General features: G+C 61.5%; 17 protein-coding genes. 10 read left to right on the top strand and 7 right to left on the bottom strand.

From position 1 onward, the window contains the following. The first annotated feature begins 57 nt into the window (after positions 1-57). The 3 genes from EQV97_RS00295 to EQV97_RS00285 all read left to right on the top strand — a co-directional run bounded on the left by EQV97_RS00295 (position 58) and on the right by EQV97_RS00285 (position 4,131). Positions 58-564, top strand: coding sequence for a sigma-70 family RNA polymerase sigma factor (locus tag EQV97_RS00295; RefSeq protein WP_122838526.1), 507 nt, complete (start codon positions 58-60; stop codon positions 562-564). Next, on the top strand, positions 561-1,535 hold the full coding sequence (locus tag EQV97_RS00290; RefSeq protein WP_240888072.1) for a FecR family protein: 975 nt from the start codon (positions 561-563) through the stop codon (positions 1,533-1,535). The genes EQV97_RS00295 and EQV97_RS00290 overlap by 4 nt, the downstream gene beginning before the upstream one ends. Positions 1,536-1,689: 154 nt before the next feature. Continuing rightward, entirely contained in the window at positions 1,690-4,131 is a 2,442-nt protein-coding gene (locus EQV97_RS00285) for a TonB-dependent receptor (protein ID WP_240888071.1), read from the top strand. A 6-nt stretch (positions 4,132-4,137) separates the two neighbouring features. On the opposite strand, the gene EQV97_RS00280 is transcribed toward EQV97_RS00285, so the two are convergent. From EQV97_RS00280 to EQV97_RS00265, 4 genes are all read right to left on the bottom strand, one after another. Beyond that, the gene (locus tag EQV97_RS00280) at positions 4,138-5,646 is read right to left on the bottom strand and encodes a tripartite tricarboxylate transporter permease (RefSeq protein WP_122838523.1); all 1,509 of its coding nucleotides are present in this window, start codon (positions 5,644-5,646) and stop codon (positions 4,138-4,140) included. An 18-nt stretch (positions 5,647-5,664) separates the two neighbouring features. After that, a complete protein-coding gene (locus EQV97_RS00275) occupies positions 5,665-6,159 on the bottom strand; it encodes a tripartite tricarboxylate transporter TctB family protein (protein WP_122838522.1) in 495 nt (164 codons plus the stop codon). Position 6,160: 1 nt separating this feature from the next. Then, complete coding sequence (locus tag EQV97_RS00270; RefSeq protein ID WP_240888654.1) at positions 6,161-7,105, bottom strand: tripartite tricarboxylate transporter substrate-binding protein; 945 nt, start codon at positions 7,103-7,105, stop codon at positions 6,161-6,163. A gap of 166 nt (positions 7,106-7,271) precedes the next feature. Further along, the gene (locus EQV97_RS00265) at positions 7,272-8,153 is read right to left on the bottom strand and encodes a LysR family transcriptional regulator (protein ID WP_122838520.1); all 882 of its coding nucleotides are present in this window, start codon (positions 8,151-8,153) and stop codon (positions 7,272-7,274) included. 92 nt (positions 8,154-8,245) lie between these two features. Here EQV97_RS00265 and EQV97_RS00260 point away from each other — a divergent pair, with 92 nt between their 5' ends. The 6 genes from EQV97_RS00260 (at position 8,246) to EQV97_RS00235 (ending at position 15,189) form a co-directional block, all read left to right on the top strand. Then, positions 8,246-9,688 carry an aldehyde dehydrogenase family protein gene (locus EQV97_RS00260; protein WP_240888070.1) on the top strand — a complete coding sequence of 481 codons (1,443 nt, stop codon included), beginning with the start codon at positions 8,246-8,248 and terminating at the stop codon, positions 9,686-9,688. Between the two features lie 13 nt (positions 9,689-9,701). Continuing rightward, positions 9,702-10,688 carry a dipeptidase gene (locus EQV97_RS00255; RefSeq protein WP_240888069.1) on the top strand — a complete coding sequence of 329 codons (987 nt, stop codon included), beginning with the start codon at positions 9,702-9,704 and terminating at the stop codon, positions 10,686-10,688. Positions 10,689-10,793: 105 nt separating this feature from the next. Then, positions 10,794-12,347 (top strand): BCCT family transporter, encoded by a 1,554-nt coding sequence (locus tag EQV97_RS00250; protein ID WP_122838517.1) that lies wholly within the window; start codon positions 10,794-10,796, stop codon positions 12,345-12,347. Positions 12,348-12,349: 2 nt separating this feature from the next. After that, positions 12,350-14,080 carry a hypothetical protein gene (locus tag EQV97_RS00245; protein WP_240888068.1) on the top strand — a complete coding sequence of 577 codons (1,731 nt, stop codon included), beginning with the start codon at positions 12,350-12,352 and terminating at the stop codon, positions 14,078-14,080. Beyond that, positions 14,080-14,781: a DUF3726 domain-containing protein gene (locus EQV97_RS00240; RefSeq protein ID WP_240888067.1), complete on the top strand. Its 702-nt coding sequence runs from the start codon at positions 14,080-14,082 to the stop codon at positions 14,779-14,781. Before EQV97_RS00245 ends, EQV97_RS00240 begins: the two co-directional genes overlap by 1 nt. 33 nt (positions 14,782-14,814) lie before the next feature. Then, a complete protein-coding gene (locus tag EQV97_RS00235) occupies positions 14,815-15,189 on the top strand; it encodes a RidA family protein (protein ID WP_122838514.1) in 375 nt (124 codons plus the stop codon). A 152-nt stretch (positions 15,190-15,341) separates the two neighbouring features. On the opposite strand, the gene EQV97_RS00230 is transcribed toward EQV97_RS00235, so the two are convergent. Further along, positions 15,342-16,430: a polyamine ABC transporter substrate-binding protein gene (locus EQV97_RS00230; protein ID WP_240888066.1), complete on the bottom strand. Its 1,089-nt coding sequence runs from the start codon at positions 16,428-16,430 to the stop codon at positions 15,342-15,344. 52 nt (positions 16,431-16,482) lie between these two features. Then, the gene (locus EQV97_RS00225) at positions 16,483-17,784 is read right to left on the bottom strand and encodes an FAD-binding oxidoreductase (RefSeq protein WP_240888065.1); all 1,302 of its coding nucleotides are present in this window, start codon (positions 17,782-17,784) and stop codon (positions 16,483-16,485) included. 148 nt (positions 17,785-17,932) lie between these two features. Here EQV97_RS00225 and EQV97_RS00220 point away from each other — a divergent pair, with 148 nt between their 5' ends. After that, positions 17,933-18,832 (top strand): LysR family transcriptional regulator, encoded by a 900-nt coding sequence (locus EQV97_RS00220; protein ID WP_240888064.1) that lies wholly within the window; start codon positions 17,933-17,935, stop codon positions 18,830-18,832. Here the strand turns inward: EQV97_RS00220 and EQV97_RS00215 are convergent. Continuing rightward, on the bottom strand, positions 18,829-19,050 hold the full coding sequence (locus tag EQV97_RS00215; RefSeq protein WP_122838510.1) for a hypothetical protein: 222 nt from the start codon (positions 19,048-19,050) through the stop codon (positions 18,829-18,831). The two genes, EQV97_RS00220 and EQV97_RS00215, sit on opposite strands and share 4 nt — an antisense overlap. Positions 19,051-19,122 lie beyond the last annotated feature (72 nt).

Below are 19,122 nucleotides of genomic sequence, written 5' to 3'. Positions count from 1 at the left end.
CATCCTCTCGCAGGTAATATTGAGAGCGATTCTCACTCACATCTGGAAAGCCGACCGGTGCAACCTTCCTCGACTCGCAAGCTGGGCTTCTTTTTCAGCGACCATCACCGCTGGTTGCTGCAGCACATCCAGCAACGCCTGCGCAATCACGCGGATGCCGAGGACACTGCCGCCGATACGTTCTGCCAGCTATTGGCGGCGCGAGTCGACCCGGACAGCATCGAACAACCGCGCGCGTACCTGTCGACCATCGCCCGGCGGCTGATCTTTGACCGCCACCGTCGGCGCAAACTGGAACTGGCCTATCTGGAACGCCTGTCATTGCTGCCGGAAGCACTGGCGCCCTCCCCTGAAGAGCAGATGCTGCTGATTGAAGCACTGGTCGCCATCGACAAGGCCATCGATGGCTTGCCGTCGATCGTCAAGGCGACTTTCCTTTACAGCCAGCTCGACGGGCTGAGCTACGTCGCCATCGCGCAGAAACTGGGATTATCGGAGCGCACCGTCAGCCGCTACATGAAGCAGGCCCTGCGTCAGTGCTACCTGAGCGAGATGACGCCATGAGCAAGCTGCGCCTGGACCCGGTCAGCGAGCAAGCCATCGACTGGATGGTCAAGCTTCGCGCCGGCACCCCGGATGCCGCATTGCAAACGCGCTTCAATGCCTGGTTGGCGATGGATCCGGCGCACCTGCAGGCCTGGACTCAATTACAGGACCGGCTGGGTGCCTCGTTCAACACCGTTCGCGCCCTTGATCGCCGATTGCCCGGCCAGGCGAGTGAAGCGCGGCAGATCCTGCTGCAACCCCAAGGCTCTCGACGGGATGCTCTGCGGGTCATTGCCGGGCTGGGCCTGCTGGGCGGCAGTCTGTGGCTGTGCGCCCGCAGCCCGCTGGGGGATTCGTTACTGGCCGACCTGAGCACCGGGCGCGGTCAGCGCCAGGCATTCGACCTCGCAGACGGCAGCCGTCTGAACCTCAACGCCAACAGCGCGGTGGACCTGCGCTTCGACGACCAGCAACGCCTGGTGGTTCTGCGTCACGGCGAATTGGTGATTCAGGTGGCACCCGATCCGCAACGTCCATTGCGTGTGCGCACCGCTCAAGGGCAGGTGCAGGCCCTGGGCACACGTTTCCTGGTGGCCCAGGAACAGGACGTCACACGGGTCGTTGTGCTGCAGCATTCGGTGCAGCTGCGACTGCCGGACGGCACTACACGGGATCTGCAGGAAGGCCAGTCCGCCCTGCTGGCCACTGGGCGCATCACGCCAACGGCCGGCGACCAGCGTGGTCGCGCCGACTGGCTGGTCGGACGCCTGAATGTGCTCGACGAACCCCTCGAGCAAGTGGTCGAGGCCCTGCGTCCGTACCAGCGCGGATTCATCCGGATTGCCCCGCAGGTGCGTCACTTGCGGGTCCAGGGTGTATTCCCCCTCGACGACCCGGCCCGGACCCTCGCCGCGCTGGCAGAAACCTTGCCGATCCAGGTGGACAGCTACAGCCCGTGGCTGACGTTGATCCGGCCACGAAACACGTGAATGGAACTGGAAGCTGTGACCCTGTGGCGCTAGCCACAAGAAGGGTGCAAAACTCCAAGCGGAAAATATTTTTGAAAATACTTCTTATTCGTGTCCGGTTTTCATATCTCATCCCACCTATCTCCTGACACTTCCACATCATCAGGAGAACGCTGTGTTCAACCCGTGGCCCCACGCCCTTTCCGTCGCCGTTGCCTTGGCAACCCTGGCCAGCCCCATCCTGGCCCAGGCGCAACCCCTGGCCTTCAACCTGCCGGCCGGCCCCTTGGCCGCCACGTTGAATGCGATTGCCAGCCAAAGCGGGCATATCGTCTCGCTTGAACCGGCGCTGGTACAAGGCAAGCAGGCGCCTGCGGTGGTCGGCCGGATGCTCCCCGAACAGGCGATGAACCAGGCACTGAGCGGCAGCGGCCTGCAATTGCGCGTGACCGGGCAAGGCAACTTCAGCGTCGAGCCTGGCGCCGATGGCAGCGCGGCAGTGCAGCTGGGGGCAACCACGATCGTTGAGAACAGCGTCGAGGCCACGACTGAAGGCTCCGGCTCCTATGCCGCGCGGGCCGTGACCATCGGCAAGGGAACCCACACCCTCAAGGAAATTCCGCAGTCGGTCACCGTGATGACTCGCAAACAGATGGACGACCAGGGCCTGACCGACCTCAAGGACGCCGCCAACCAGACCACCGGCCTGGTCGGTGTGCAAGGCGTGGGCAAAGGCATGATCCTCACTTCCCGCGGCTTCCAGATCGATGACTGGCAGTACGACGGCGTGCCGATCCCACGCAACACCTACGCCCTGGGCAACTGGGCGACCCAGGACCTGATCTTCTTTGATCGCCTGGAAGTGCTGCGCGGCGCATCGGGCTTGCTGCAAGGCACCGGCAGCCCTGGCGGTGCGATCAACCTGGTGCGCAAACGCGGGCAGAACGCACCGACCGTGACCCTCACCGGCAGGGCCGGCTCCTGGGACCGTTACGGTCTGCAATTGGATGCCGGTGGCCCGCTGAACGAGAGCGGGACGGTGCGGGGACGCCTGGTTGCCGACGAGGACGACAGCCATTCGTTCACCGATTACGAGTGGAGCAAAACCCACTCGCTGTACGGCGCTCTCGACGTCGACTTGCGCGAGGACACCACCCTGGGCCTGGCCGTCAGCCGCTCCGACAACGAGTCGCGCCCGATCATTCGCGGCCTGCCCCGCTATGCCAATGGCGACGGGTTGAACGTGCCCCGTTCGACCTTCACCGGCGCCACCTGGAACCACTCACAAATTGACGTGACCACTGTGTATGCCGACCTGGAACATCGCTTCAACGACGACTGGGCACTCAAGGTCGGTGCAGTGCGCATGACCGAAGACAACGACGCTATCAACCAGCGCCTGCAGTCCTCCGGAGCCGGTATCAATGCCGACGGTAGCGGGGTGCAATATGCCGACTTCGCGACTGACTTCGATGCCACCAAGATCGGCTTGGACATGAACCTCACAGGGCGCTTTGAAGCCTTGTCCATGCCCCAGGAAATCATGCTTGGCAGCAACTACTCAAAGTTGAAGTCCGACGACAAATTCGCCCGCACCTTCAACAACAGCAGCGACACGATTTTCGACATCGACCACCATCGGCCCGAGATCAGCTACGAGGGTTTGCTCAACACTGTCGGTGGCCGCGCAACTCTCAGCAAATACGACATCCGGCAAAAAGGTATCTACGGCAGTTGGCGGGTCAAGCCGATTGAGCCGCTGACCCTGGTGCTCGGCTCCCGGGTCAGCTGGTACGACTACAGCTACAAATCGGCGGACCAGCAAGCCTTCGCCAATGTCGCCACTACCAACGCGCCAAGCACCATGAGCGAGAACGGTGAAGTCACGCCCTACGCCGGCATCGTCTACGACCTGAACCGCGAATGGGCGGTATACGCCAGCTACACCGACGTGTTCGAACCCCAGACTGCACGCACCGTCAGCGGCTCGGTGCTCAAGCCGGTTATCGGCAGCAACTACGAAATCGGCCTCAAAGGAGAGCTGATGGACGGCCGTGTCAACACCTCCCTGGCGCTGTTCCGCTACGACCAGGAAAACCGCGCGGTCAACGATATGGCCTCGGGGTTCGCCTGTGACGACTGGTATTGCTCCACTGCTTCGGGGAAAGTCCGCAGCCAGGGGCTCGATGCGGAGATCAGCGGTGAAGTGCTCGATGGCCTGCAGCTGTTCGCCGGCTACACCTACAACACCACCAAATACCTCGACGACCCGGACAACGAAGGCAAGACCTTCAGCACCTGGACACCCAAGCACATGCTGCGGGTGTGGAGCGACTACCAGTTCAGCGGCGACTTCAGCCGCGTCAGCACCGGCCTGGGTTTCACCACGCAAAGCCATACACTGGGCTACGAACATACCTACGAGGTGCCGGGTTACACCGTGTGGAATGCGCGACTCGGCTATCAGGCCACTCCGGAAATCGGCCTGGCACTGAACGCCAACAACCTGTTCGACAAGCACTACTATTCCGCCGGCTACAACCAGCTCAATGGCAACAACTACTTCGGTGAGCCGCGCAACCTGATGTTCAGCGTCAAATACACTCCCACCTTCTAAGCCGGCTCAGTCGTCCTCATGCAGCTTGATGCCACGGGCATGCAGCAGCGGCGGGACCACCAGCACCAGCAGCGTCAACGCCAGGAACGCAGCCGATATCGGTTGCGTGACGAAGATCAGCCAGTCGCCCTCGCTGATCGACAAGGCGTTGCGCAGCTGTTTCTCCGCCATGGGCCCCAGCAGCATGCCGACGATCACCGGGGCCACAGGGAAATCGAATCGCCGCATCAACACCCCGCCCCAACCGATCCCCAGCATCAACAGTAGATCGAACGAAGAATGGCGCATGCCGTACACGCCGATCGTGGCAAACACCAGGATGCCGGCATTGAGGTAGGGCCTGGGGATCTGCAACAGCTTGACCCACAGGCCCACCAACGGCAGGTTCAACACCAGCAGAATCACGTTGCCGATGTACAGCGAAGCCACCAGCGTCCAGACAAGGTCCGCGGAGGTTTCAAAGAGCATCGGCCCCGGCTGCAGGTTGTAGTTCTGGAACGCAGCCAGCAGTATCGCCGCAGTGGCTGAAGTGGGGATGCCCAGGGTCAGCAGCGGCACCAGCGAGCCGGTGGCGCTGGCGTTGTTCGCCGCTTCGGGGCCGGCGACGCCCTCAATGGCACCCTCGCCTTTGTTCGCCGAGAACTCCTTGGGGTATTTGCTCAGTTTGCGTTCCGTGGAATAGGACAGGAAGGTCGGGATTTCCGCACCGCCAGCCGGAATCGAGCCAAACGGAAAGCCGATCAGGGTTCCGCGCAGCCAGGCGGGCACCGAGCGTTTCCAGTCCGAGCGGGTCATCCACAGCGAAGTCAGGCGATGTCGGCCCGAGGTTTCTTCTTTCTGGTACAACAGGCTGTACAACGCCTCCCCCACCGCGAACAACCCGACCGCCACCAGCACCACCTCGATGCCATCCACCAACTCGGGCACGCCCAGGGTGTAGCGCGCAATGCCGGAGGTCGAGTCCAGGCCGATCAAGCCGATCGCCAACCCCAGCCCCAGCGACGCAAAACCGCGCAGCATCGAAGCGCCGAGCACTGCCGACACCGTGGTGAATGACAACACCAGAATCGCGAAGTACTCCGCCGGCCCGAAGTTCAGCGCCAGCCTGGCCACCACCGGGGCGAACAACGTGAGCAGGACCGTGGCAATGGTGCCGGCCACAAATGAGCCGATCGCCGCCGTAGCCAGGGCGGGGCCGGCCCGGCCGTTGCGCGCCATGAGATTGCCCTCCAGCGCCGTTACCATGGACGACGACTCACCAGGGGTGTTGAGCAGAATGGAGGTGGTGGAGCCGCCGAACTGCGCACCGTAATAGATCCCGGCGAACATGATCAACGCTCCGGTCGGGTCGACCTTGGCGGTGATGGGCAGCAGCAAGGCCACCGTCAGTGCCGGCCCGATGCCCGGCAACACGCCAATGGCGGTGCCCAGCAGGCAGCCGATGAAGCCCCACATCAGATTGATCGGCGTCAGCGCTGCAGAGAAACCCATCGCCAGGCTTGAGAGAATGTCCACGGTGCCGATCTCCTGCAGTCAGATCCAGGCGTTGACGAGCGGCGGCAGGGAAACCCCGAGGCCCGCATTGAACAGCCAGTAAATCGGCAGGGTCAGGGCCATGCCGATGGCGAGGTCGCGCACTGGCCGCCGGCTGCCGAAGCCTCGGGCCGCACAGGCGAACAACAAGGCGGCGGCCAGGACAAAACCGATGACATCGATCAGCACCGCCACCGCCACCAGCCCCGCCGTCACCCAGGCGGCACCAGCCTTGCCACCGGGCAGCGCCTTGGCAGATTCCTCATCGTGATCCGCCAGTTCGCGAAACCCGCCGGTGACTGCCTGGTAGCACAACAACAGCCCAACGCCGCCGACGAACGCCGCCAAGGCATAGGGGTAGACATAGGCCGGCAGGATCACAAAGCCCATTTCGGGCGGAAACTGCCAGGCGCCATACGCGAGCACCGCGCTGAGGGCGATCAGACCGACACCGATAGCCAGTTGCGCGGGCAGGACCGACCGGGTGCCGGCCATCTCAAAGCAGCCCGACCTTGACCAGCATCGCGCGCAATCGCACCTGTTCTTCTTCAACGAACTTGCCGAACTCATCACCCGTCAGGATGCTGGGCGACCAGGCGTTGAGCTGGACATTGTCTTGCCAGACCTTACTCTTGGTCGCGCCTAACACTGCCTCGGTTACCTGGGTGCGTTGCTCGGGCGTGAGGTTCGCCGCACCGTACACACCGCGCCAGTTACCGATGGTCACGTCGTAGCCGCTCTCCTTGAGCGTCGGTGCGTCAATGCCTTCGACCCGGGTCGGCGCCCCGATGGCGAGGACACGGAACTGGCCGTTCTTGATGTACTGCCCCAACTCTGCATAGCCGCCGGTGATGACCTTGATCTGGCCGCCAAGGGCCTGCGCCACCACTTCGCCGCCGCCAGCGAAGGCGACGTAGTTGACCTTGTTCACCGGAATGTCCAGTTTGCCGGCCAACTCGGCGATGCCGATATGATCGATCGAGCCTTTGGAACCACCGCCGAAAGTGACGCTGGTGGGTTTCGCCTTGAAGTCCTTGATCAGGTCATCCAGGGTTTTATAGGGCGACTCCTTGCGCACGGCGAGCACGTTGTACTCGGTGAACAGACGGGCAATGGGCGTCACGTCTTTCAGGCTGATTTGCGGTTTGTTCTGCTCGATGCCGGCGACCATGATCGCGCCGATCACCAGCAATGCGTTGGGGTCGCCCTTGGTGCTATTGGCAAATTGCGCCAACCCCAGGGTGCCACCTGCACCGCCCTTGTTTTCGAAGGTGACCGACTTGGCGGTGCCCGCCTCGACCATGGCCTTGCCCAGAATCCGCGCCGTCTGGTCGTAACCGCCCCCCACCGACCCGGGGGCCATGAACTTGACGGTGTCGAGGGCGAAGGCCGGTGTGGCGAGTACAGTGGCGGCCAGGGCGACAGCGAGGCAGCGGCGCATTGAGTGAACCGGAGCAAACATGGAGGAATCTCCCGAGATCGTTGTTTTTATAAGCCTGCGATTCCACACAGCGTAGTACACCTGTGGGAGCGAGCTTGCTCGCGATGGACTTGGTATCACCATCATGTCGCCGGCCAAAACACCATCACGAGATATCAAGCTTCACTCAGCTCGACTGGATATTCACCCGCAAAAACTCCATCAACTCCGCCGCGGCTGGCGACAGGCTGCGGTTCTTGCGGCACAGGATGCCAATCTGCCGCTCCACCTTGGGTTCCGCCAGCGGCAAGAACACCAGTTGATCATTGCCCAACGGAAACGCCAACGACGGTAATGTCGTTATGCCGATGCCCTCTTCAAGCATGGCGATCAGCGAAATCATGTTGGAGACAAACAATAAGCTGCTCTGCAGCAACTCGTGGGCCTGTGTTCCTTCGAGCAGGCGCGAGGTACCGTTACGCACCAACGGGTAGGCTTGCAGGCTAGACCAGTGCAACTGCTCGCCCGCCGCCACCAATGGATGATCTTTGCGGCACACCACGCCCACCCGGTCGCTGAGGATTGGCAGGAAATCGATATTGTCGTCCGGCATCCAGACGCTGCTTATGCCGAAATCCACCTGACCTTGCACCAACAGTTGCTGCACGCTATCGGCGTTGCCATCCTGAATGCTGATCTGGATTTTCGGGTGCTCGCTGACAAACTGTGCCAGCAGCCGGGGCAGTAGCCGGCTCGCCACCGACGGCACCGTCGCGATGCTCACCTGGCCAATTTCATGCCGGGCCAGCAGGCTCACTTCACTGGCGATCCGGTCGTGATGCGCGAGCAAATCCTGGAACAGCGGCAGGCAATGCTCACCGAAAGGCGTCAGTTCGGTTTTGCCGCCTTTCTCAAACAGCGCCTGCCCCAGTTTCTGTTCCAGCTCACGCACAGCAAGGGACAGCGCGGGCTGGGTGCGATACGCCTGTTTTGCCGCGCCATGGAAGCTCTTGAGCTGCGCGACCAGCACGAAGTAACGCAATTGAGTGATCTTCAGCTCTGGCAACACGGTAAGTTTTCCTTATCAGATCATATTTATTATTAATTTTTATTTGCACACTAATACTCGCAAGATGGGAACCACGCAATCGGAGGTTCCCCATGGCACTGCAAACTCATAAAAACTACATCGCTGGCGACTGGTGCGACGGCATGGATGTCATCGCTAACCACAGCCCGTCGGACGTAAACGATCTGGTTGGTCATTACCAACAGGCCAGCGTAGAACAGACCCTGGGCGCAATCACTGCGGCCCGTGACGCTCAACCGGTGTGGGCCGCGACCGGGTTGGAACAGCGCCAACAGGTGTTGATGGCCATCGGCAACGAGTTGATGGCGCGCAAGGAAGAGCTCGGTCAACTGCTCTCTCGCGAAGAAGGCAAACCTCTCGCCGAAGGCATTGGCGAGGTCAGTCGCTCCGCGCAGTTCTTCCACTACTACGCCGCCGAAGTGCTGCGCCAGCTGGGCGAAACAGCCGCCTCAGTACGCCCTGGCATCGAGATCGAAGTGCAGCGCGAACCGGTAGGCGTAGTAGGCATTATCACCCCATGGAATTTCCCCATGGCCACCGCCGCCTGGAAGATCGCCCCGGCCTTGGCCTTCGGCAACGCCGTGGTGTTCAAGCCTGCCAACCTGGTGCCCGCCAGCGCCTGGGCACTGACTGAAATCATCAGCCGCCAGAACCTGCCCGCCGGCACCTTCAACCTGGTCATGGGTAGCGGCAGCGTGGTGGGTGAAAGCCTGATCCAGTCTGCCGATATCGACGCGCTGACGTTTACCGGCTCACTACACACCGGACGCCGGGTGGCCGTCGCTACCGCAACCAACCTGGTGCGCTGCCAGCTCGAAATGGGCAGTAAAAATGCCTTGGTGGTGCTCGACGATGCCGACCTGGAAATCGCTGTCGAGTGCGCCTTGAACGGTGCCTTCTTCGGTACCGGCCAGAAGTGCACCGCTTCCTCCCGACTGATCGTCTGCGACGGCATTCATGATCGCTTTGTCACCGCGCTCACCGCGCGCATGCGGCAGTTGAAAGTCGGGCATGCCCTTGAACCGGGCGTGCACATTGGCCCGGTCGCCGAAGCCCGTCAGCTTGAGCAGAACCTGCAGTACCTGGAACTGGCCAAGGCCGAAGGCGCGACGCTGGTCGAAGGCGGTGAAGTGCTGGCGCTGGAGCCTGCCGGCCATTACATGCGCCCTGCGCTGTTCATCGATAGCAGCAACGACATGCGCATCAACCGCGAAGAAGTATTCGGCCCGATTGCCTGCGTGATCCGGGTCAGCGACATCGAACAAGCCCTCGCGGTACTCAACGACACCGAATACGGCCTGACGGCCGGAATTATCACCCAGTCCCTGCGCCATGCCAGCGAATTCAAACGCCGCGCCCGCACCGGATGCGTGATGGTCAACCTGCCAACAGCCGGCACCGATTACCACGTGCCGTTCGGCGGTCGTAAAAACTCGAGCTTCGGCCCGCGTGAACAGGGGCAGTACGCCCGCGAGTTCTACACCGTGGTCAAGACCACCTACGTGCGGCCCTGAATCGGAGAGCACTATGCAAGACTTGTTGATGATCGACGGCCTGCAGTACTCCAACTGGAGTGAAGAGATTTTTCGCCAGATGCAGGAAGGTGGCCTCAGCGCCGTCCACGCCACCATCGCGTACCACGAGAATGCGCGGGAAACCCTGTCGCGCCTGGGTGAATGGAACCGCCGCTTCGAGGCCTGGCCCGAGCTGATCCGCCCCGTGCGTGAAGCCGCCGACATTCGCCTGGCGCATCAGGAAGGTCGCGTCGGGGTTTTCTTCGGCTTCCAGAATTGCTCACCCATAGAAGACGACATCAGCCTGGTGGAAATCTTCCGGCAGTTGGGCGTGCTGGTCATGCAACTGACCTACAACAACCAGAGCCTGCTCGCCAGCGGCTGCTACGAGCGCGAAGACAACGGCATCAGCCGCTTCGGGCGCCAGGTGATCAGCGAGATGAACCGCGTGGGCATGTTAATCGACATGTCCCACAGTGCCGAACGCAGCACCCTGGAAGCCATCGACCTGTCGAGCCGGCCGGTGATCGTTTCCCACGCCAACCCCTCGAGCTTCCACGCCGCCAAGCGCAATAAATCCGACGCAGTGCTGCGCGGCATCGCCGATTCCGGTGGCCTGCTGGGTTTCAGCACCTATCCGTTCCACCTCAAGGGCGCGTCCGGCTGCAGTCTCGAATCGTTCTGCGACATGGTCGCCAACACTGCCGACCTGATGGGCGTCGAGCACATAGGCATCGGCACCGACCTGTGCCAGCAACAACCCCTTAGTGTCCTGGAATGGATGCGCAATGGACGCTGGAGCAAGGACAAGGACTACGGCGAGGGATCGGCCGACAACGCCAACTGGCCGCAACCGCTGCAGTGGTTCCGCGACAGCCGGGATTTCCCGGTGATCGCCCAGGGCCTGCGCGCCCGTGGTTTCGCTGAGCAAGAGGTGCGCAACATCATGGGGCTGAACTGGCTGCGACTGCTGGAAACCGCCACCACTGCCATTGCCTGACCCTGAAATTCACCGTGAGGACACTATGAAAAACAACAACAATAGCCTCCCGTTCATCTCCCTCATCGGCGATGCACAGCCTCAAGCGCGTATGTTGGAGGCATCATGAAAACATCTAGCAGCCTGCAAGCCGAAAGCCAGCCACTGGCCCTCGCGCCGCCGAAAAAAGACCTCGACTGGCCGCTGTTCCTGATCAGTGGCGGCTTCCTCGGCGCCTTTCTGATCGCCGCGCTGGTCGACATCGAAGGCACCTCGAAACTGGTGAACACCCTGTTCACCTGGTCGACCCGGTTCTTTGGCCTGTACTGGCAAATCCTCATGCTGCTGACGTTTGCCGTAAGCCTGTTCATCTGCTTCAGCAAATGCGGGCGGGTGCGCCTTGGCGGTATTGACCAGCGACCCGACACCAGTACCTTCAACTGGATAGCCGTGATCATGTGCGCGTTGCTCGCCGGTGGCGGTGCCTTCTGGGCCGCGGCTGAACCCATGATGCATTTCGCCAGCCCGCCGCCGCTGTTCGCCGGTGTGCAGGCGCATACAGAGGCCGCTGCGCATGCCGCGCTTGCACAGTCCTTCGTACACTGGGGTTTCCTCGCCTGGGCGGTGCTTGGCAGCCTGCTGTCGATTGTCCTGATGCACCTGCATTACGACAAAGGCTTGCCACTGGCACCCCGAACCCTGCTCTATCCGCTGCTTGGCGAGCGTGCGCTCAAAGGTCCGATTGGTACCCTGGCAGACGCCACCTCGATCATCGCCGTAGTCGCCGGGACCATCGGCCCGATCGGATTCCTGGGTCTGCAAATCAGCAGCGCGTTGCATTCAGTGTGGGGTATTCAGAACGACCTGACGACCCAGGCCATCACCATCATCCTGGTCACGGTGATGTACACCACCTCATGCCTGGTGGGTCTGAAGGGCATTCGCTTCGTCAGTGAAATCAACGTGTGGTTGATGATTGGCCTGGCGGTGTTCATGGTGGTGTTCGGACCGACCGCGTTCATCCTGGGCGGTTTCCCGACTGCATTTGCACTGCACGTGGAACAGTTCATCCCGATGACGCTGTTCCGCGCCGACCCGAAATGGCTCGACTGGTGGACAGTATTCTACTGGGGCTGGTTCATTGGCTATGCACCGATGGTGGCGCTGTACGTGGCGAAGATCTCCCGCGGCCGAACCATCCGCGAAGTGATCATGACGCTGTCGATCATCGCCCCCATCGTGACCATGTTCTGGTTCACCGTGGTCGGCGGCACCGGCATCGGCATGGAACTGCAATCGCCGGGCATCGTCACCGCCAATGGCGCGCAGCCTGAAGCGTTGCTGCTGGGTGTCACGCAGAACCTGCCGCTGGGTGGCCTGGTCTCGGCGTTGTTCCTGTTCCTGAGCTTCATCTCGGTAGCGACCAATGGTGACGCCATGGCGTTCACCGTCGCCATGGCCATGTCCAGAGACGACAAGCCGAAAAAATGGCTGCGGGCCTTCTGGGCCATCGGCATGGGCCTGGCCGCCGTGGTGCTCATCACCATTGGTGCGGGCGGCGTAACCGCGCTGCAATCGTTTATCGTGATTACCGCCGTGCCAGTGTCGCTGCTGATCCTGCCGTCGCTCTGGGACGCGCTGAAAATCGCCCGGTACATGGCCCGCGAGCAGGCGGTCTGAACATGAATAATCCAGGAAGCGTCACGATGTGGTACTCCCCTTGCGAACCATCGCAGCCGATACTGCGCCCGGCCGATCAGGTCATGGACCTCGATCGCCTGGGCAGCCAGTTCCAGAGCCGCCTGAGTTTCGTGCGCAGCAGCATGCGCCGCATGATGAACCAGCAATGGCGTATCCGGCGCCGCCGCTTCGACCTCGACGGCGAAGGTTTCGGCACCGCCATTTATCGAATCGATACGCCCCACGCCCACTACCACTGCGTGATTTTCTCGGCCTACCTGCCCCCGGAAAAACGTAGCGACCGGGTGATCGCCGATCAATGGGACGTCAGCTTCGTCCTGCTGGCTGGTGATGTCGATGAGCTGCAACTGCAGGACCTGCGCCGCAACGTGCCACTGCAGGAAGCCGGGCGATTTGACTCGCGAGTGCTGGTGTTGTCCCGGGCCAATCGAAGCCTGCGCAACTTTGAACGGTTCGTCGCTGCCTTGGCCGAAGGCACCCAGCCCGATCCCCAGCAGCTGGCCGAAGTGGGCTATCTGTATCGCACCACCGCCGTGTACGGCAATGGCAAGTTCGGCATCGCCGACTTCAGCTGCCTGCAAGGCAACGAGGATTTCACTCAGCCCTTCAGCGCGCAAATGTTCACCGTGTACCTGCTGCGCCATTTCAGTATCGAGCAGATCGAACACATGGCGCGGGCGCGCAATCCGCAACGGGCGGTTGGCCTGGCGATTGCCCTGCAACGTTACCTGGGTGTCGGCAATTCCACAGGCCTGGGCATGGCACCATTCCTGATCAATCATCCGCAGCTGGTTAACCAGTGGGTCTGGGCTCGGGAAACCGCACTGGCGCAGGTCCTGGGGCAAGCGGCGGATCTGCCACGGGTTGAGCGCCTGCGGGCATTGCTGGAACGGGGGCGCCGACATGTGCAAGAGACAGTCACCGACGACCAGCGCCAGGCGGCGCTCGATCAGTGCACGCTGGCTGACCTGGCACGCTTGATTCAGTGGTTCGACGCACAGCCTGTCAGTCCTGATCTGTGGACGCGAGTCCAGGGTTGGGCGCAGAGCCATGGCGGTAAAGGCTGCCAGGAATTGCTGGTGAGCCTGCTGCTGGAGCTGTACCCGCAGCTGGTCGATCCCCTGGCGGAACAGATGGCCGTCAGCGAAGGTTTTCGCCTCAACGCCGACATGCCGCTGACGGAGCTGCGCGTACTGATGGAGAACCACTACCGTTGGGCACTGGAGCTTGATCTGGACAGCCCTGCAGCCAATCACTTTTTCTGGTATCGCTCGGTAGAAAAAGAGGAGCCGCGCCTGGGTGAGCGCGCCATGGAGCCGGGAGCGGAAAAGGAAATGCAGCTGGGCATCGCGCACAACATCCAGCGCTGCCACACAGCACTACTGGCCTATCTGGAGCAGCACCCGCAGCAGCTGACGGCGCACTTTCTGCTCGCCCAACCGCAATTCAAGGGCACGGTGTGCCGTCTGCAGGGCATGGCTTGCTGCGCCTATGGCGAGATCCGCGCCAATCTGTTGCATCGCAGCATGCTGCCCATCGACTTGTTGCGCTGCAAACTGGCGTTCTTCGGCGCTGGCAAGTTCGATCCGAAATCCAGCCGCTGGGTGCGCATCACCTTGTTCCAAGGCGCGCCGCTGGTCAGCGAGATCGGCCAGCCTTTTGACGACGACTGGAACTTCGCCGTCATGCCCACCTTGGACGGAGAAGTCTGATGCGTGTTTCGTACAACGAAGTACAGGTGATCTGCCGCAAGGCCTTCGAAGGCCTGGGCTTTGCACCGGGTGACTGCGACGACGCTGCCGATATGATTGCCCGCCTGCAGCAGCAGGGCCTGGACGGCATTGGCGCGCTGAAAAAAGCCCTGGCGTTCCTGCATGATGAGGTCGATCGGCCCATCGAAACCAACTATGAAGACGCCGCGCAATTGACCCTCGACGCTCACGGCCAAAGCATCCTGCGCTGCGCCGCCCAGGCCGTCGAGCTGGGCGTGAGCAAGGCTTTGCGTGGCGGCAGCGCCTTGATCCGCATCCGCCATTGCCACAACCGCATCCTGCTGCTGGGTTACCTGGCTCGTTGCGCCGATCAGGGGCTGAACTTCTGCGCGTACTGGCGGGATGCGCGGCAGGAACTGGTCGCGACCTTCAGTGCCGGCGACAGCCAGCCATCCTTGCGCGTACATGATCTGCCGCAACCAGCCATGGATGATGAGCAGAGCATCAACGTGTTGGTCTCCCGCCACTTCACCCTCCTGCCGTGCCCGGGCCTGACTACCCGGCATTACCACACGTTCGTGGGCGGGCTGGAGGTGGATGACGAGGTGTGGGCCAGGTTGAAAAAACTCGGTGAACGAGTGCTGGTGGAAAGCACCGAAGAATCCCGACGACGTGGTGCCGGTGAAAGCAGCGACGCCTGATCAACTCTCTATCAACGCTTCAGGAATATTTGCATGAAATACGCAGTCAAGACCGACCTCTTCGCCTCTCGCGCTCCGCTGGAATGGGCCGTCGTCGGCAACGGCACGCTGTACACCGCACAAATTCCCATCGATCGGGAGGGGCAGGTGGTGCCCGGGGGAATCGAAGCCCAGACCCGGCAGACCCTGGACAACCTGCGCCACACCCTGGACGCCGCCGGCAGCTCGCTGGACGCCGTGACCCAGGTCCTGATCTATGTCACCGACCGCAGCTATCTGGCGACCGTGAATGGAATGTACACCGAATACTTCCAGGCGCCCTTCCCCAACCGTGCGGCGGTGGTAGTGGCGGGGTTGGCGCGGGAAGAAATGTTGGTGGAGTTGGTGGTTTACGCCTGCGTTGGGTGACTGATCCTGCACTTTGGTAGTGAACGTTAGACCACCATCGCCAGCAAGCCGGCGGCTGCATGGGATCGGGGGGACCCGCAGAAAGACGAGGTATCACAGATCCCCAGGAGCCTGCTTGCCGGCGATTATCGCAATGCGGTCTTTGCGACGGATCAGGTATTAGTCTTTAACCGAGTCCACAAACGCGTACTCAACCGCGCAATCGCCGCCGGCAACTCCTCGACCGTGAACAGCTTCTCCAGCACGGTCTTCGGCGGATAGATCGCCAGGTCCTGCTTCACCGCCGGTACCACATATTGATCCGCCGCCAGATTGGGGTTGGCGTAGTGGATGCTGTTGCTGATATTGGCAATCACCTGCGGCTCGAGCAGGTAGTTCATGTAGGCGTAACCGTTCTTCTCGTGCGGCGCGCTCTTGGGCATCACCACCATGTCAAACCACAGGGTCGAGCCCTCATCCGGAATCGAGTAGGCGATGTTGATGCCATTGTTGGCTTCCTTCGCACTGGCCGCCGCCTGCACCACGTCGCCGTTGAAGCCGATCACTGCGCAGACATTGCCATTGGCCAGGTCGCTGATGTACTTGGAGGCATGGAAGTACTGCACATAAGGGCGGATTTTCAGCAACGCCTGCTCGGCCTTCCTGTAGTCCGCCGGCTCGTGGCTGTGGGGCGGCAGGCCCAGGTAGTTGAGGGTGATCGGCAGGATTTGCGTGGGGTTATCAATGATCGCCACGCCGCATTGGCTGAGCTTCTTGATGTTCTCTTCGTCGAAGAACAATTTCCAGGAACGGGTAATATCGGTGTTGCCAAAAATCGCCTTGATCTTCTCGACGTTGTAGCCAATGCCCGCCGTGCCCCACATATAGGGGTAGCCATACTGGTTGCCCGGGTCGTTGACCTCAAGCTTGTGCAGCAATACCGGATCGAGATTCTTCCAGTTCGGCAGCTGGCTCTTGTCGAGCTTCTGCACGGCGCCGGCCTTGATCAGGCGCGAGAGAAAATGGTTTGAAGGGCTGACCACGTCATACCCTGTGTTGCCGGTCATCAGCTTGGATTCCAGCACCTCGTTGCTGTCATGAATGTCGTAGGTGGCCTTGATCCCGGTTTCCTTGGTAAAACTAGTCAGGGTGTCATCGGCGATGTAGCCGTTCCAGTTGGAGATATTGACCACTTCATCCGCGTAACTGGCTGCCGGGAACGAGGCGAGCATGACCATCAGGGTAAGGTTGTTGATGCGCATTTTCTGTCACCGTGTGTGCTGAGTTGTTGTTCTTGGTTGATCGACGGATGTTCTAGATTTCAGTTCTGGCCCTGACTGACTCCACACGCATGCGCAGCATGGCACCGATATCCAGCAACGGTTTGGGTGGCAGCCAGCCGGGTTGGGCTCGGCGCATCACCGATTGCAGGACTGGCGAATCGACGCCAGAGGACATTTCAGCCAGCAACCGCCCCCACAAAGTGCCGCGTGCCACACCGGAACCATTGCAGCCTGCCACCGCATAAACACCCTCCTCGACCTTGGCGAAGTAAGGCTGGCCGCTGCGCGATGCGCTCAAATGTCCGGTCCAGGTGTACTGGATGTCCTGGGCGCCGAGGAATGGGAAACGCCGCTGCAAACCCAGCACATGATGTTCACGGCGCACTCGCAGCTCGCTGGCGGATAAATCCCGCAACCGGTATTCCGCCGTGTTGCGGATCATCACCCGGCGGTCCGGGGTCAAGCGCACGGTGGCGCCCAGCGGCCGAGTGGACAGCACGCCCCAGGGCTCGACCGCGCCGATTGCCTGGTACTCGGCGTCAGTCAGCTGCCGGGTGAGGCTCGCGCTGAGCTCCATCGCAAACGTTGCGCTGTCGTCGATGCCCGAACGCGAGATGAATGCATTCAGGCATACCAGCACTTGCTGCGCTTCAATTCGGCCGGCAACGCCATTGGCGCGCACGCGCCCCTGACTCAGGCGCTCCAGACCGGTGATGTCGGTGTTTTCGTAGAGGGTGACGCTGGCGGGCAACGCATCCAGCAAGCCCTTGACGTACTTCGCCGGCTGCAACAACGCGTTGCCATTGCCGCACCAGATAGCCGCCTGGTAATGCCGGGTACCCAGCTGGTGATACAGCGCCTCGCCTTGTAGAAAATGCGCCGAAGCACCCACCGCGCGCAGGGTTTGCAGCTTGTCCTCGACCTGGGTCAACTTGCCGGGATCGCTCACCGCAAAAAAGTAACCATCGTCGCGAAAATCGCATTCGATGCCATGCCGGGCGATTCGCTGGCGCACCTCGAGGCTGGCAACCCGGGAGATCTCGGTGTCCACCTGATAGTCGGCAAAACCCTTGCGGCCCAACAACTCATCGGTGCCCGGATGTTCGTGGGCCACGGCAAACCCTGAGTTGCGCGCCGAAGCGCCCTGCGCCGCACGCTGGCGATCAACGATCACGATGCGGGCGTGAGGGTGCATCTGCGCGAGGGTGTGGGCGGCGTTCAACCCGGTAATCCCAGCCCCGATAATCAGCCAGTCAGCCTTCTCGGTACCCTTCAGGGAACCGCGCACGGGCGATCTGCCCGCCTGCGCAATCCAGCCACATTCATTGGTCATGCATCACCTCGATCCCCTGTTGTCCCGCCGTGGGCATTGCCCTTTCCCATGCGTTGAACGCATGAGAAACCTCGGCCACGACTGGAATTTAGAGCGCCAACAGTGATAAAACCAACGTTATAAAATCATCGAAGTATTCGGAAAACGCATGGATAAGCTTCGTCACGTCCCGTCGCTGCAAGCAATGCAGGCGCTGGTGGAAGTTGCCGACTCCGGCAGCTTCACTCAGGCCGCATCGAGGCTGTGCCTGACTCAAAGCGCTGTGAGTCGGCAAATTCAGCAGCTGGAGAGTCACTTCGGTGTCGCGTTGTTCGTGCGCACCAGTCGCAGCCTGAGTCTCACGCCCGAGGGCGAGCAGGTGCTAACCAGTGCCCGCAGCATCCTCGAGCAACTCAAAGCCCTGGAGGAACGGCTGGCCCCCAGGGAGCGTCCGTTTCGCATCCGCATGCACGTATCCCTGGCGGTGCGCTGGTTGCTGCCCAGGCTGAGCGAGTTCTACCGGTCTCATCCCGAGGTTTTGCTGTCGATCGAGACTGTGGCAACTGAGGTGGTGGAGCCAGCCGTCGACAGCGACGCCTACATCCTCTATCTGGCGCAACCATCGAATGATCCACAGTCCATGACGCTGTTCGAGGAAGCGCTTGTGCCCGTCTGCGCACCGGGGCTGGCGCACGCGCTGCGAGCAGTCGAAGACCTGGTGCATTGCACCTTGCTGCATCGCTCCTCGGACCGTCATGACTGGGTAAAATGGTTGGCAGCCAACGGCGGTGGACCGCTGGAGCGCTACCGGCACATTCCTTTCAACCTGGATGAACTGGCACTGGATGCCGCTGCACGCGGGCTGGGCGTGGCGATGACAGACCTGACCCTGGCGGGCGAGTCGGTAGATCGAGGCGTGTTGGTGATTCCCTTCGGTAAGGCGCTGAAGACAAAGGGCGTGTATGCGCTGACCCTGCAACCCTCAGCGAGCGCGCATCCGGCCTGTGGGCTGATCCTAGAGTGGTTCGCCCAGCAGGCCGAGGGGGAAATCGCGAACCCCGAAAGCTAGGTGCCGTTACCGATGCCCTCGGTCGCCTGGGCAAACGCCAAACCGGCCTCGCGCACCAGCTGACGCCATTCGTTGCTGTTGATCAGACCGGCACGTTCCATCTCGTCAGCGGCCTTGAGGAGCTCATCGTACTGCTCCTCACAATCCATGCGAATCAACGGCTCCTTGAGCAGTTGGTACCAGGCCGCCATTGCTTGCTGCTTTCGATCGTCGTTCATGGCCAGACTCCAACGGTTGTTTCTGGTTGGGCGTCTGGCGTGGATAGCGGTTCCCGGGTGCCGACATACGGC

Origin of the sequence: Pseudomonas sp. TMW22090 (assembly GCF_022496665.1) — a bacterium.
Taxonomy (GTDB): Bacteria; Pseudomonadota; Gammaproteobacteria; order Pseudomonadales; family Pseudomonadaceae; genus Aquipseudomonas; species Aquipseudomonas gregormendelii.
This window is presented reverse-complemented; position numbering and strand designations above follow the sequence as displayed.